At 69.8% G+C, this 13,779-nt stretch carries 11 protein-coding genes; 1 reads left to right on the top strand and 10 read right to left on the bottom strand.

The annotated features are described in order from the left end of the window. Window positions 1-39: 39 nt before the first annotated feature. Window positions 40-2,397, bottom strand: coding sequence for a penicillin acylase family protein (locus RA210_RS04535; protein WP_201485575.1), 2,358 nt, complete (start codon window positions 2,395-2,397; stop codon window positions 40-42). Window positions 2,398-2,655: 258 nt separating this feature from the next. On the opposite strand from RA210_RS04535, the gene RA210_RS04530 reads away from it, so the two are divergent. Continuing rightward, window positions 2,656-3,711, top strand: a complete 1,056-nt coding sequence (locus RA210_RS04530; protein ID WP_442963370.1) for a TRAP transporter substrate-binding protein — start codon at window positions 2,656-2,658, stop codon at window positions 3,709-3,711. A gap of 91 nt (window positions 3,712-3,802) precedes the next feature. On the opposite strand, the gene RA210_RS04525 is transcribed toward RA210_RS04530, so the two are convergent. The 9 genes from RA210_RS04525 to benC all read right to left on the bottom strand — a co-directional run bounded on the left by RA210_RS04525 (window position 3,803) and on the right by benC (window position 13,773). Then, entirely contained in the window at window positions 3,803-4,552 is a 750-nt protein-coding gene (locus RA210_RS04525) for an ABC transporter ATP-binding protein (RefSeq protein ID WP_236574614.1), read from the bottom strand. Next, window positions 4,552-5,310: an ABC transporter ATP-binding protein gene (locus RA210_RS04520; RefSeq protein WP_201485543.1), complete on the bottom strand. Its 759-nt coding sequence runs from the start codon at window positions 5,308-5,310 to the stop codon at window positions 4,552-4,554. Before RA210_RS04520 ends, RA210_RS04525 begins: the two co-directional genes overlap by 1 nt. Next, window positions 5,307-6,338: a branched-chain amino acid ABC transporter permease gene (locus RA210_RS04515; RefSeq protein ID WP_201485542.1), complete on the bottom strand. Its 1,032-nt coding sequence runs from the start codon at window positions 6,336-6,338 to the stop codon at window positions 5,307-5,309. The genes RA210_RS04520 and RA210_RS04515 overlap by 4 nt, the downstream gene beginning before the upstream one ends. 13 nt (window positions 6,339-6,351) lie before the next feature. After that, on the bottom strand, window positions 6,352-7,212 hold the full coding sequence (locus RA210_RS04510) for a branched-chain amino acid ABC transporter permease (RefSeq protein ID WP_236574613.1): 861 nt from the start codon (window positions 7,210-7,212) through the stop codon (window positions 6,352-6,354). A 123-nt stretch (window positions 7,213-7,335) separates the two neighbouring features. Continuing rightward, window positions 7,336-8,559, bottom strand: coding sequence for an ABC transporter substrate-binding protein (locus RA210_RS04505; protein ID WP_201485541.1), 1,224 nt, complete (start codon window positions 8,557-8,559; stop codon window positions 7,336-7,338). A gap of 254 nt (window positions 8,560-8,813) precedes the next feature. Next, on the bottom strand, window positions 8,814-10,079 hold the full coding sequence (locus RA210_RS04500; RefSeq protein ID WP_136490335.1) for an OprD family porin: 1,266 nt from the start codon (window positions 10,077-10,079) through the stop codon (window positions 8,814-8,816). Between the two features lie 427 nt (window positions 10,080-10,506). Then, a complete protein-coding gene (locus RA210_RS04495) occupies window positions 10,507-11,841 on the bottom strand; it encodes an MFS transporter (protein ID WP_136490334.1) in 1,335 nt (444 codons plus the stop codon). A 78-nt stretch (window positions 11,842-11,919) separates the two neighbouring features. After that, window positions 11,920-12,699, bottom strand: a complete 780-nt coding sequence (locus RA210_RS04490; RefSeq protein ID WP_201485540.1) for a 1,6-dihydroxycyclohexa-2,4-diene-1-carboxylate dehydrogenase — start codon at window positions 12,697-12,699, stop codon at window positions 11,920-11,922. Between the two features lie 63 nt (window positions 12,700-12,762). Next, window positions 12,763-13,773, bottom strand: coding sequence for a benzoate 1,2-dioxygenase electron transfer component BenC (gene benC / locus RA210_RS04485; RefSeq protein WP_201485539.1), 1,011 nt, complete (start codon window positions 13,771-13,773; stop codon window positions 12,763-12,765). Window positions 13,774-13,779 lie beyond the last annotated feature (6 nt).

The following is a 13,779-nucleotide window of genomic DNA, read 5'->3' as shown; positions in this document are numbered from 1 at the left end:
TTGGACGGATGGCAGGCGGCGCATTATCGCCCGGCCGGCTCACGGCCGCAGCCACAGCACGCCGCGCGCCTGGGCGGCGATCTCTTCCGCGTCCAGCGCCATCGGCCGGTAGGCGCCGGCCAGGTAGTCCTGCGCCTGGTCGGCGTAGTGGTCGTCGAAGGGCACCCCGCTCTGTCCCAGCGGAGCGCTGGCCAGCCCCTGCTGCGGCGCGGCGAAATCGACCAGGCGGCGGATCGACGGCCCGTACTCCACCGGCCAGGGCGCCGGGCCGAACTTGTGCGCCAGGTTGTTGGGCACCTCGTGGCTGCCCGGCGCGGCGAACTCGCCGACGTTGAGCAGGCGGTCGAGCGGCGCGACGCGGCCCAGCGGATGGGCGAAGGTCAGGGTGTGCGCCCGCCCCCACTGCCACTGCGCCGGATCGGCGCCGAGCACGCCGCGCAGGTGCGCCAGGCCGGCGCGCCAGGCGCGCGCAGCGATCTGCGCGCGGCCCTCGCGCTCAGGCGTGGCGCGATCGTCCCACCAAGGCGAGCCGGGGTCGGCGGCCAGCGCCACCAGTGCCGGAATGACTCGCCGGGTGCCGAGCAGCGCGGCGAAGAAGTCCCCGCCCAGCTCGTCGGCCATGGCCTCGCGGGCCAGTTGGTAGAGCAGCTGGTTGAACAGCACCGCCGGGCGCGAGTCGAGGCGGTGCTCGCCGTCCCAGGCGGCCAGCTCCTCGAGCAGCGCCAGTTCCTCGCCGTGCAGCGCGGCGCGCAGTTCGCCGAGCAGCGGCGCCAGCAGGCGCTGCGCCAGGTCGCTGCCGCCGTCGAGCTGCAGCGCCTGGCTGTTGTCCACGTCCCAGCGCACCCCGGGGGCGTCGAGGCGCTCGCGCAGGCGCCGGTAGCGCCCGTCCGGGTTGTAGTAGCCGGGCACGGCGAAGCCGGCCGGCGCCTGGTTGGCCGACAGCACGTAGCCGCGCGCCGGGTTCTCCTCGTGCGGGTTGGCGGCGAACGGCAGGTAGCGCGGCGGCGCCGCCTGCGCGCTGCCGCCGTCGAGGACGAAGGCCGCATGGGCGCCGGCCGGTCGCTCGAGCAGGCGCCCGGCCGCCCACCAGGCGATGTCGCCGGAGGCCGAGGCCCAGACGATGTTCAGCCCCGGCGCCGCGATGCCGGCGGCGGCGGCACGCGCCTCGGCCAGGCTGGCCGCGCGGTTGAGGCGGTGGAAGGCGCCGAGGATCGGATTGTGCGCCTCGTGGAACACCCAGCGCAGGGCGATCGGCGTCGGCCCGGCCAGCTCGCCGAGGGCGGCGTTGACGATCGGCCCGTGCGGCGAGCGCTGCAGGGTCAGCTCGACGTCGGCGCCGTCCTTCACCCGGATGACTTCGCGGCGGTTCTCCAGATCCACCCAGCGGCCCTGGTAGCGGACCTGGCCGGGATGGGCCGGATCGACCCGCTCGGCGATCAGGTCGAGGTCGTCGTTCTGGAACATGGTCAGCGACCAGCCGAACTCGCGGTTGTGGCCGAGCAGGGCGAAGGGAATCAGCGCGTGGTGCTGGCCGTACAGCTCGAAGCCGGGCGCCGACAGGTGGGCGCTGTACCAGACCTGCGGCACGCTGAAGCGGATGTGCGGGTCGCCGGCCAAGAGCGGCTTGCCGCTGGCGGTGCGCGCGCCACTCAGCGCCCAGGCGTTGCTGCCCTCGAACTGGCTGAGACCGCGCCCCGGCGCGGCGTCGGCCAGCTGCGCCAGCGCGTGCAGGCCGCGCCAGTCGGCGCCGGCCAGCGCCGGCGCGGGGCCGCCGGCGGCGCCGGCGAGGCCGAAGATCTCCAGGTACCCGGCGCCGAGGCGGTCGCGGACATGGGTCAGCAGCGGCTCGCTGCGCAGGGCGGCGGCGAAGCTGTAGGCCATGTAGCCGATCACCGCGAAGCTGTCCGCGGCGCTGAACGGCCGCGGGCGGATGCCGAGCAGGTCGAACTCCAGCGGCAGGGCGCGGCTGGCCTGGTAGTGGTTGATGCCGGCGAGGTAGGCCTGCAGCGCCTGCCAGGCCGGCGCCGTCTTGTCCTCGGCGGCGGCCATGGCGGCGGCCCGCTCGCCCAGGCGCAGGCTGCGGAACAGCCGGTCGGTATCGACCAGCCCGGCGCCCAGCACCTCGGCCAGTTCGCCGCGCGCCAGGCGGCGCAGCAGCTCCATCTGGAACAGCCGCTCCTGGGCGTGCAGGTAGCCCAGCGCGCGGTACAGGTCGGCCTCGTTCTGCGCACGGACGTGCGGCACGCCCTGGGCGTCGAAGCGCACCGCCACCGGCGCGGCGAGGCCGGGCAACGCCAGCTCGCCGGCGCGCTGCGGCCGCTGCTCGTTCAGGTAGAAGCTGCCGCCGGTCGCGCCCAGCACCAGCAGCCCGCTCAGGGCGGCCAGGACGCGGCGCAGGCGGCGGCGCGGGGGGGACGGCTGGGCATTCGACACGGCGGGACTCCGGCAACCAAAGGGCGGCCATTCTACGCCCTCGGGCGCCGGCGCAACGCCAGCGGAAGACCGCCGGCCGAGCGCCGGGCTTGCCCGCACTTTGTGTGCGCCTATCGCCCACAAGCCGCCGGCGCCGATTGTCCGCCGCCCGGCCGCCGCCCAGCATAGGCCGCGGACCGCAGCCCGCGGACCGTCCAAGCCCGAACAACAACAAGGACAGTCATGGTGAAACCACTACGCACCACCCTCGCCGCGCTCTGCATGGGCGCCAGCCTGACGGCGCTCGCCGCCCAGGAGACCAAGGTCACCCTCAAGGTGCACCACTTCATGCCGCACGATTCCTTCACCCAGCGCGAGTTCATCCAGCCCTGGGCCGACAGGATCAGCCAGGAGTCCGGCGGGCGCATCCGCTTCCACTTCTTCCCGGCGATGCAGCTCGGCGGCAAGCCGGCGCAACTGCTCGACCAGGCGCGCGACGGCACCGCGGACATCGTCTGGGCGCTGCCCGGCTACGCCAGCGGCCGCTACCCGCTGACCGGGGTGTTCGAGCTGCCGTTCATGAACCGCTCCGCCGAGGCCGGCAGCCAGGCCATGTGGGACTTCCTGCAGGCCCACGGCCAGCGCGAATACCAGGGCGTCCACCTGCTCGCCACCCACCTCACCGACAGCGTGCTGCTGCACACCCGCAAGCAGCCGATCCGCAGCATGGCCGACTTCGCCGGGCTGCGCCTGCGCACCGCCAACCCGGTGCAGAGCCGGCTGATCGAGCTGTTCGGCGGCGCGCCGCAGGCCATGCCGATCAACCCGGTGCCGGCGGCGCTGGCCCGCGGCCTGCTCGACGGCGCCGCGGTGCCGTGGGACGTGGTCACCTCGGTCAAGCTGCAGGAGCGGGTCCAGCACCACACCGAGACGGCCGAGGGGATGCCCAAGCTGATGCACGCGGCGCTGGTGCTGGCGATGAACCAGGCGCGCTACGACAGCCTGCCGGAGGACCTGCGCAGGATCATCGACGCCAACAGCGGGCGGGCGCTGTCGGCGCACGCCGGCCGCCTGTGGGATACCCGGGTGGTGGACACCGGCCGCGAGCTGGCCCGCCAGCGCGGCAACCAGATCCACTTCCTCGCGCCCGAGGAGCAGCAGCGCTGGATGGACGCGGCGCGCAGCCTGGACGGCGAGTGGGTGAGCGAGCTGGAGAGCAAGGGCTACCGCGACGGCGCCGGCCTGCTCCGGGAAGCGCGCCAGCGGGTCAGCCAGTACAGCGGCCAGGCGGCGCGCTGAAACGATGCAGCGGCCGGCGCAGGTTCCGCCTGCGTCGGCCGCCAGGGGGACGCCGCTCCGGCTCCCGCACGCGGGAAGCGGAGCGGATGCTTCACAGGCCGATATGCTCCTGGAGCAGCTCGGGCCGCTGCTTGAGCTCGCTGCTCGGTCCGTCGTAGACCACCCGGCCCTTGACCATGATCATGCTGCGCTCGGTCAGGTCGAGCAGCACGCCGACGTTCTTGTCGACCACCAGGGTGGCGATGCCGCTGTCCCTGATCGCGCGGATCACCTGCCAGATCTCCTTGCGGATCAGCGGCGCCAGGCCCTCGGTGGCCTCGTCGAGGATCATCAGCTCGGGGTTGGTCATCAGCGCGCGGCCGATGGCGACCATCTGCTGCTCGCCGCCGGACAGGTTGCCAGTCAGGTGGCCGTAGCGCTCGGTCAGACGCGGGAAGGTCGCCAGCACGCGGTCGAGATCCCAGTCGCGACGGCCGTCGACGCCGGGGCGGGCGGCCATCACCAGGCTCTCGCGCACGGTGAGGTTGGGGAACATGCCGCGTCCCTCGGGGACGAAGCCGATGCCGCGGCGGATGATCCGGCAGGTCGGCTGGGCGGTCATCAGCTCGCCCTTGATGCGCACCTCGCCGCGGCGCGGCGCGGTGAGGCCGAGGATCGAGCGGATGGTGGTGCTCTTGCCCATGCCGTTGCGGCCGAGCAAGGCCAGGGTCTCGCCCGGCGCGATGTGGAAGTCGACGCCGTGGAGGACGTGGCTGTTGCCGTAGTAGGTGTGCAGGCCGCGGGCCTCGACCAGCGGGGTGGCCGCCTCGACGCGGGTGGCCATTGCCGTTGCTGCGCTCATCAGAAGTTCTCCTCGCCGTCGCCCAGATAGGCTTCCTGTACCGCCGGGTCGTTGCGCACCGCATCCAGCGGGCCGCTGGCCAGCATCTGGCCGTTGACCATCACGGTGAGCTTGTGGGCGATGCTGAACACCGCGTCCATGTCGTGCTCGACCAGCACCAGCGAGTACTCCTTCGACAGCCTGGCGAGCAGCTCGACCACCCGCCCCGACTCGTCCTTGCCCATCCCGGCCATCGGCTCGTCGAGCAGCAGGAAGCTCGGCTCGGTGGCCAGCACCATGCCGATCTCCAGCTGGCGCTGCTCGCCGTAGCTCATGGTGCCGGCGATGCGGTCGCGCTTGGCGGACAGCCCGCACAGCTCGAGGCCCCGCTCGGCGCGCTCGCGCACCTGGGCGTAGCTCTCGCTGCGGCGGAAGAAGCGGAACGAGTTCTTCAGCCGCGACTGCGCCGCCAGCCAGCAGTTGTCCAGGCAGGTGAAGGTCGGGAAGATGTTGGTGCGCTGGAAGCTGCGGCCCATGCCCAGGTGCGAGATGCGCTGCGGCGGCGTGCCGGTGATGTCCCGGCCGCGGAACAGGATCTGCCCGTCACAGGGCGGCAGGTGCCCGGACAGCAGGTTGACCATGGTGCTCTTGCCAGCGCCGTTGGGGCCGATGATGGCGTGCACCTCGCGCTCGCCGACCTGCAGGTTGACGCCGTTGACCGCGGTGAGACCGCCGAAGGTCTTGGTCAGGCCGCGGGTTTCCAGAATGATCGCGCTCATCGTGCCGCCTCCTCTTGCACCTTGCCGGCCGCGGCAGCGGCCTTGTCGTTCGCCTGCTTGCGTTCGCACAGCTGCAGCAGCAGCCCGGCCAGGCCGCGCGGCAGCAGCAGCACCATGCCGATCACCACCAGGCCCATCAGCAGCTCCCAGTGCGGGGTCAGCGCGGCGAAGCCGTGGTGCAGGCCCTCGAAGGCGAAGGCGCCGAGGATGGCGCCGAACAGGCTGCCCATGCCGCCGAGGATGACCATCACCAGGGCGTGCGCCGACAGTTCCCAGCCGACCTGGCTGGGGCTGACGAAGCCGTACTGGGTGGCCGACAGCATGCCGGCGTAGCCGGCCAGGGTGCCGGCGATGACGAAGGCGGCGAGCTTGTAGTACAGCGGGTTGTAGCCCATAGCGCGGATGCGCGACTCGTTCTCGCGGATGCCCAGCAGCACCTGGCCGAAGGGCGCGCGCAGGAAGGTGCGCAGCAGCAGGAACACCCCGACCAGCGAGGCCAGCGCCACGTAGAACAGGGTCTGGCGGTTGTCCAGGTCGAGCAGCTGCACGCCGGCGATGCTCACCGCGGGCTTCATGAACAGGTAGGCGCCGTCCGAGCCGCCGGCGAAGGCGCTGTCGTGGAACAGGTAGTAGAGCATCTGCGAGAAGGCGATGGTCGCCATGATGAAGAAGATCCCCGAGGTGCGGATGATCAGCAGGCCCATGACCAGCGCGGCCAGCGCGCTGACGCCCAGGCACAGCGGCAGGGCGACCCAGATGCTGATCGCCTCGTACTCGGGGGCGACCAGCACCAGGGTGTAGCCGGCGATGCCGAAGAAGGCCGCCTGGGCCAGGCTGACCATGCCGCCGATGCCGACCAGCAGGTCGAGGCTCAGCGCGACTATGGCGAGGAGCATGATGCTGGTGAGCTTCTGCAGGTAGAAGTCGTGCTGCTCGCCGGCCAGGGCGGCGCCCAGCAGCGGGTAGAGGGCGAGCAGCAGGGTGCCGAGCGCCAGCAGCAGGCGGATCGGCGTGGGCAGGATACGCATGTCGAAACTCTCCTCAGGCGAACAGGCCGCGCGGCTTGAACAGCAGCACGGCGGCCATCAGCACGTAGACCACCATGCCGGCGAAGTCGGGCACCAGCACGGCGCCCCAGGTGGCGGTCAGGCCGACCAGCAGGGCGCCGAGGAAGGCGCCGCGGATCGAGCCGAGCCCGCCGATCACCACCACCACGAAGGCGATGATCAGCACCTGGTTGCCCATCCCCGGGTACACCGAGGACAGCGGCGCGGCGATCATCCCGGCGAAGGCGGTCAGCGCCGCGCCGGCGGCGAACACCAGGGTGTAGATGCGGCGGATGTCGATGCCCAGGCCCTGGACCATCTCGCGGTTGCTGGCGCCGCCGCGGATGATCATCCCTAAGCGGGTGCGCTGCAGGATCAGGTACATGGCCAGGGCGATCAGGCCGCACAGCGCCGAGACGAACAGCCGGTACACCGGATAGTCGAGGGTGTCGGTGAGGGCGATGGAGCCGGACAGGAACGCCGGGATCGCCACGCTGTGCACGTCGTTGCCCCAGAGGATGCCCTGCAGGGCGTCGAACACCAGGATCAGGCCGAAGGTCAGCAGCACCTGGTCGAGGTGGTTGCGCTTGTACAGCGCCTGCATCAGGAAGCGCTCGATGAGCACGCCGATGGCGACCGCCAGCGGGATGGCGAGGAGGATGGCGAGGAACAGCTGGCCGACCAGCGCGGTCAGCCACCAGGCCAGGTAGGCGCCGACCATGTACAGCGCGCCGTGGGCCAGGTTGATGATGTGCATGATGCCGAAGATCAGGGTCAGGCCGCTGGCGATCAGAAACAGCAGCAGCCCGTACTGCAGACCGTTCATGGTCTGGATGAGGATGTTGGCGAAGTCCATGGGATAGCGATCCACGCGATGCAATGCGGGAGGCCCGGACGCCAGCGGCCAGGGGACAGGAGCCGCCGGCGCCCGGGGGCGAACACCGGCGTCCCGGGCGCCGACCGCCCGGGACGCGGTCACTCAGCGCTTGGCGACCTGCTCGAGCTTGCAGCCCGGCGCCGGGTCGCTGAGCGCGGCGCTGGCGACGTCGACCACCACGTTGGCGCCGTTGCGCACCTCGCGCAGGTAGACGTTCTGCACCGGGTTGTGCGCCTTGGAGAAGGTCCACTCGCCGCGCGGGCTGGCGATGCGCGCGTTCTCCATGGCCTGGATCCAGGCGGCGCGGTCCCCGGTGTTGCCGGCCACCGCGGCCAGCGACTGGGCGAGCAGCAGGCCGGTGTCGTAGCCCTGCACCGCGTAGAGGTCGGCCTCCTTGCCGAACTGCTGCTTGTAGTCGCCGCGGAACTTGGCGTTCTGCTCGGTCTCCAGCGAGTCGGCGTAGTGCAGGGTGGTCAGCAGGCCCTCGGCGGCCTGGCCCTGGGCGGCGAGGGTGCCCTCGGTGAGGAAGCCCGAGCCGAGCAGCGGGATCTTGCCCTTGAGGCCGGCCGCGGCGTAGTCCTGGACGAACTTGGCGGCGCCGCCGCCGGCGAAGAACACGAACACCGCATCGGGCTTGAGCGCGGCGATCTCGGTCAGCTGCGACTGGAACTCGACCTCGGGGAACGGCAGGTAGATTTCCTTGGTCACCTTGCCGCCGGCCTGCTCGAAGCCTTCCTTGAAGCCGTCCACCGACTCGGTGCCGAAGCCGTAGCGCCAGGCCACGGTGACGATGTTCTTGTAGCCCTTGTCGGCAGCGATCTTGCCCATCGGGAAGGCGGTCTGCCAGGAGGTGAACGAGGTGCGGAAGACGTTGGCCGCGCACAGCTGGCCGGTGGCGGCGTTGAAGCCGGCGTTGGGGATGATCAGCGGCACGCCGGTCTCGCGGGCGACCTTGACCGCGCCCATGCCGACGCCGGAGTGCACCGGGCCGACCACCACGTCGACCTTGGCGCCGGACACCAGCTTCTGCATGTTCTGCACCGCCTTGCCCGGGTCGGCCTCGCTGTCGACCACCACGAACTCGACCTCGCGGCCGCCGAGCTTGCCGCCCTGCTGCTCGATGGCCAGCTTGAGGCCGTTGTGGGTGGCCTCGCCGAGGGCGGCGAAGGTGCCGGTGAACGGCAGCAGGATGCCGACCTTGACCGGCTCGGCGGCCTGGGCGAGGCCGGCGAGTGCCGTGGTCAGCGCCAGGGTCAGGGCACGGGTGGCAAACAGCTTGCGCGGGGAAGTTGCGCGGATCGGAAATGCTTTCTTGTTGTTGTGCATTGCGTTCTCCAGAACCAGCCAGATGACAGTGGATGAAACTACCTTCAATGAATCAGTTGTCTTTCTATTCCTTGCGGCAACTCGAGATGAAACTTCAAATTGTCTTTCTGCGGACGCGACCCTGCCTTATTCCGCAAACCGGCCAGTTGCCGGGCGAAACTTCAAACAAGGCCATTCGTGTTCCAGGCTAAAAAGGCCCGCCTTGCGGCGGGCAAGCCCCGTAAAACTCGTTAGTGCGCCGGACCGGCGCCGAATCAGAAGATCGCCAGGTTGTAGCTGATGATCAGCCGGTTCTCGTCGATGCTGGCGCGATAGTTGGAACGCGCGGTGACGTTGCGCACGCGCACGCTGACGTTCTTCAGCGGACCGCTCTGCACGGTGTAGCCGAGATCCAGGTCGCGCTCCCAGTCCTTGCCTTCCTCGGCGGTGCCGGTGTCGACGTTGTCGCCCTTCACGTAGCGCACGGTGCTGACCAGGCCCGGAATGCCCAGGGCGGCGAAGTCGTAGTCGTAGCGCGCCTGCCAGGAACGCTCGTCGGTGGAGGCGAAGTCGAAGGTCGGCAGCTCGTTGGCCAGCGGCGTCACGTTGCCGAAGATGCGCACCATGCCGTGGTCGCCGGACAGGTTCTGGTAGCCGACCTGGAAGGTGTGGCCGCCGCGCTTGGCCGACAGCATGGTGTAGAAGGTCTGGTTGTCGATGGCGCCGGCCAGCTCGTCGCCGTCCTCGCTGGAGTCGAAGTAGCCGAGGTTGGCGCCCAGGGTCCAGCTGCCCACCGGCTCGCTGTGCTTGAGGCTGAAGAAGCGCTGGTTGTAGACGTCCTCCAGCTGGGCGTACCAGGCGCCCACGCTGGTGCGGTTCTGGTTGAAGGCGTAGTCGGCGCCGGCGTAGTTGAAGCGGTCGCTGGTCACCGCCAGCACCGCGCGGCGGCCGATCCACGGCGACATCGGGCCGTCGCCGGCCTCGTCGCGCTGGCTCATCGAGCGCATCTGGCCGCCCTGCAGGGTCAGCCCGGCGAACTCCTGGGAGACGATGCTGGCGCCCTGGAAGGTCGGCGGCAGCAGGCGGATGTCGGAGAACACCAGCACCGGCAGGTTGGGCTGCAGCTCGCCGACCTTCAGCTCGGTCTTCGACAGCCGGACCTTGAGCGCCGCGCCGGCGCGGCTGTACTCGTCGGCCGGCTCGCCGTCCTGCTGGCGCGGCATCAGGCCGGTGCCCAGCGCGCCGGCGCGGTCCGCGCTGCCGTCGAGCTTGATGCCGAGCAGGCCGATGGCGTCGACGCCGAAGCCGACCGGGCCCGGGGTGTAGCCGGACTTGACGTTGAGGATGAAGCCCTGGGCCCACTCCTCCTGCTTGGACTGGGCGGCGGCCGGCACGTCGCGGAAGTCGCGGCTGAAGTAGTAGTTGCGCGCCGTCAGGGTCGCGGTGGAGTCCTCGACGAAGCCGCCGGCGACTGCCAGGGTCGGCAGGGCCAGGCCGCTGCAGGCCATCACCAGGAGGGGAAACTCTGCTTTCTTCTTCATGTGCTCACTCTTTTTATTATTGGGATTCTATTGCCGGTAAACACCGCCGCCACGCAACGACCGGACAGGCGATGCCACTTCGGCGCAATGCCGAAAAGACCTTGTTCAAGCCATTTCCGAATCGACAACTCGCGGACAATCAATGCCGCGCCACCCTGAAGATAACGCGCAACAACTTGCGATCAATCTTCTATCTTTTCCCGAATAACACAACATCGCTGCGACTTATCTGTGCGCTAATCGCACACTTGCCAACTACCGGGAAATGGCGAATTGAAAACTGACGCGCGGAATACGGGCAGCAGAAATCCTTTCCGGGCAATTGCCCGGAAAGCACTCCACGACAGGTATCCGCGGTTGCGCGTCGTCTCCCGTCCTGTGCGGCCAGCGGCCGGGCGACGCGGATCGCGCCACCCGGCACTGCCGGTCAGACGGCCGGATCGGCCAGGCGCGCCGCCGCCGGCTCGCGGCCAGCGAGGGAGAAGACCACCATGGCGATCGCGGCGATGGCGCCGGGGATGGCAAAGGCCATGAAGTTGAGCTGCAGCGGCAGGTTGATGCCGAGCAGCGCGCCGCCCAGCAGCGGGCCGACGATGGCGCCGTTGCGGCCGATGCCCGAGGCCCAGCCGAGGCCGGTGGAGCGGATCGACAGGCCATAGAACTGCGCGGCCAGGGCGTACAGCAGGATCTGCGTGCCGATGGTGGTGGCGCCGGCCACGGCGATCAGCCCGTAGAGCACCGGCGTCGGGCTCTTGAAGCCGAGCAGGCTGATCGACACCGCGGCGATCACGAAGAAGGCGATCAGCACGCGCGGCAGGTTCATGCGGTCGCCCAGCCAGCCGCCGAAGATGGCGCCGAACACCGAACCGCAGTTGAGCGCGACCAGGAACGACAGGCTCGAGCCCAGGCTGTAGCCGGCGTTGGCCATCAGCTTGGGCAGCCAGGAGCTCAGCGCGTAGACCATCAGCAGGCAGCAGAAGAACGCCACCCAGATCGACAGGGTGCGCACCGCGCGGCCCTCGCGGAACAGCTCCAGCGCGGCGACGCCCTTGCCCTTGACGTCGGTCATTTCCAGCACGTCGTCGCCTTGCAGCTTGCGCGCCGGATCGACGCGCTCGAGCAGCGCGCGGGCTTCGGCGCTGCGGCCCTGGCGCACCAGGAAGCCGACCGACTCGGGCAGGAACAGCATGATCACCGGCAGCAGCAGCAGCGGCACGGCGGCGGCGAAGAACATCGCCTGCCAGCCGAAGGCCGGCAGCATGTAGATGCCGATGCCGGCGGAGAGCATGCCGCCCACCGCATAGCCGCTGAACATGATGGCGACCAGGGTGCTGCGCAGGCGCTTGGGCGCGTACTCGTTCATCAGCGCCACCGCGTTGGGCATCAGCCCGCCGCAGCCGAGGCCGGCGACGAAGCGCAGGATGCCGAACTCGGTCGGTCCGCTGGCGAAGCCGTTGAGCACGGTGGCGCCGCTGAACAGCACGAAGCAGATGGCGATGCCCTTCTTGCGGCCGATCTTGTCGGCCAGGGTACCGAAGGCCAGGGCGCCGAACATCATGCCGAACAGCGCGTAGCTGCCCAGTGCACCGGCCTGCAGCGGGGTCAGCCCCCACTCCTTCATCAGCACCGGCAGCACCACGCCGTAGATGAACAGGTCGTAGCCGTCGAAGATGAGCAGCAGGGCGCACAGGCACATCACCATCCAGTGGAAGCGGGTGAAGGGCGCGTTGTCGATGATCTGGTGGACGTCGATCTTTTTCATGGCTTTTCTCTTGTTCTTATTTGCAGCACGGAAAAAACCCGCTGCGGGCGGTCGCAGCGGGTGGGGGGAGGATCGCGATCAGCCGAGGTCGCCACCACCGACCGGCAGGGTCACGCCGGTGATGTAGGAGGCCTCGTCGGAGGCGAGGAACAGGATCGCCGCGGCCTGCTCGTCGATGCTGCCGTAGCGCTTCATCAGGCTGCTGTCGATGGTCTGGTCGACGATCTGCTGGTACCAGACCTTCTCCTGCTCGCTCTGCTCGGCGGCGTTGCGCGGGATGCGCCGCGGCGGCGCCTCGGTGCCGCCCGGCGCGGTGGCGTTGACGCGGATGCCGCGCTCGGCGTTCTCGAAGGCCAGGCAGGCGGTCAGCGCGTTGACGCCGCCCTTGGCCGCGCCGTAGGGCACCCGGTTGACGCCACGGGTGGCCACCGAGGAGACGTTGACGATGGCGCCGCTGCCCTGCTCGAGCATCTGCGGCAGCGCCGCGTGGCAGCACCACAGGGTGGGGAACAGCGAGCGGCGCACTTCGGCCTCGATCTCGTGCTCCTGGTAGTGCTCGAACGGCTTGGCCCAGATGGTGCCGCCGACGTTGTTGATGAGGATGTCGAGGCGACCGAAGCGCTCCACCGCGGCGGCCATCACCCGCCGGCAGTCGGCGGCCTGCTCGAGGTCGGCGGTGAGGGTCAGCACCTCGGCGCTGCCCCCCAGTTCGTCGGCCAGTTCGTGAACCAGTTCGGAGCGGTCGACCAGCAGCAGGCGGCCGCCTTCGGCGGCCATCCGCTCGGCCACCCGGCGACCGATGCCCTGGGCGGCGCCGGTGATCACCGCCACCTTCTGTTCAAATCGTTTCGTGTGCATGGCATGGCATCCGTGAAAAAAATAGCCCGTGCGGCTCGGCCGGACCACGGGCCCAAGGGACTGTCAGGCACTGGCCGCGAACTTCTCGTAGTAGAAGTTCGCCGGCTGGATTCCGCGCTGGCGCAGATCCTGGTTGACCGCCTCGACCATCGGCGGCGGACCGCAGAGGTAGATGTCGACGTCGCCGTCGTTCAGCTGGCCCGGCGCGATGTGCTGGGTCACGTAGCCCTTGTTGGGGTACTGGCTGTCCGGGTTGGCCACGCAGGCGCCGTAGGTGAAGTTGGGCAGGCGTCGGGCGAAGGCCTCCAGCTTGTCCAGCTCGACCAGGTCGAAGTCGTTGGTGACGCCGTAGATCAGGTGCACCGGCTGCTCGCTGGCAGCGGCCTCGAGCTTCTCGAGCATGGCCAGGAACGGCGCCAGGCCGGTGCCGCCGGCCAGCAGCAGCAGCGGACGCTGTACCTCGCGCAGATAGAAGCTGCCCAGCGGACCGGTCATGGTCATCAGGTCGCCGGCCTTGGCCGCGCCGGTGAGGTAGCCGCTCATCAGCCCGCCCGGCACGTTGCGGATCAGGAACGACACCTTGCCGTCCTGCGGCATCGAGCTGAACGAGTAGGCGCGGGTCTGCTCGCTGCCCGGCACCTGCAGGTTGACGTACTGGCCGGGCAGGAACGCCAGCTTGCCCAGCTCGTCGCCCTCGACGGTCAGGCTGAGGGTGCTGTCGGACAGCGCACGCACCTCGCGGATCGCCGCGCGGAAGCTGCCCTGCTTGATGCGGCAGGCGCTGGAGGACATCGGCACGCGCACCACGCAGTCGCTCTGCGCGCGCATCTGGCAGGTCAGCGCCAGGCCCTGGGCGGCCTCCTCGGCGCTGAGGGCGTCGTCGATGAAGTCCTCGCCGAGTTCGTACTTGCCGGACTCGACCTGGCACTTGCAGGCGCCGCAGGCGCCGACCCGGCAGTCCAGCGGAATGTTGATGCCCTGGCGGTAGGCGGCGTCGGCCACGGTTTCGCTGGCGTTGGCGTCGATGAAGCGGGTGACCCCGTCTTCGAAATTCAGTGCGATCTTGTGCGACATGCTGCA

It is taken from the genome of Pseudomonas sp. OF001 (genome assembly GCF_904426495.1).
Taxonomy (GTDB): domain Bacteria; phylum Pseudomonadota; class Gammaproteobacteria; order Pseudomonadales; family Pseudomonadaceae; genus Geopseudomonas.
Note: the sequence above shows the minus strand (reverse complement) of the source record. Positions and strands in the feature narration are given on the sequence as shown.

Coding starts and splice junctions, on each gene's coding strand:
- RA210_RS04500 (WP_136490335.1), bottom strand. CDS start 10,079: ATGAAGAAGAAAGCAGAGTTTCCCCTCCTGGTGATGGCCTGCAGCGGC.
- RA210_RS04490 (WP_201485540.1), bottom strand. CDS start 12,699: ATGCACACGAAACGATTTGAACAGAAGGTGGCGGTGATCACCGGCGCC.
- RA210_RS04525 (WP_236574614.1), bottom strand. CDS start 4,552: ATGAGCGCAGCAACGGCAATGGCCACCCGCGTCGAGGCGGCCACCCCG.
- RA210_RS04515 (WP_201485542.1), bottom strand. CDS start 6,338: ATGCGTATCCTGCCCACGCCGATCCGCCTGCTGCTGGCGCTCGGCACC.
- RA210_RS04505 (WP_201485541.1), bottom strand. CDS start 8,559: ATGCACAACAACAAGAAAGCATTTCCGATCCGCGCAACTTCCCCGCGC.
- RA210_RS04510 (WP_236574613.1), bottom strand. CDS start 7,212: ATGGACTTCGCCAACATCCTCATCCAGACCATGAACGGTCTGCAGTAC.
- RA210_RS04520 (WP_201485543.1), bottom strand. CDS start 5,310: ATGAGCGCGATCATTCTGGAAACCCGCGGCCTGACCAAGACCTTCGGC.
- RA210_RS04530 (WP_442963370.1), top strand. CDS start 2,656: ATGGTGAAACCACTACGCACCACCCTCGCCGCGCTCTGCATGGGCGCC.
- benC (WP_201485539.1), bottom strand. CDS start 13,773: ATGTCGCACAAGATCGCACTGAATTTCGAAGACGGGGTCACCCGCTTC.
- RA210_RS04495 (WP_136490334.1), bottom strand. CDS start 11,841: ATGAAAAAGATCGACGTCCACCAGATCATCGACAACGCGCCCTTCACC.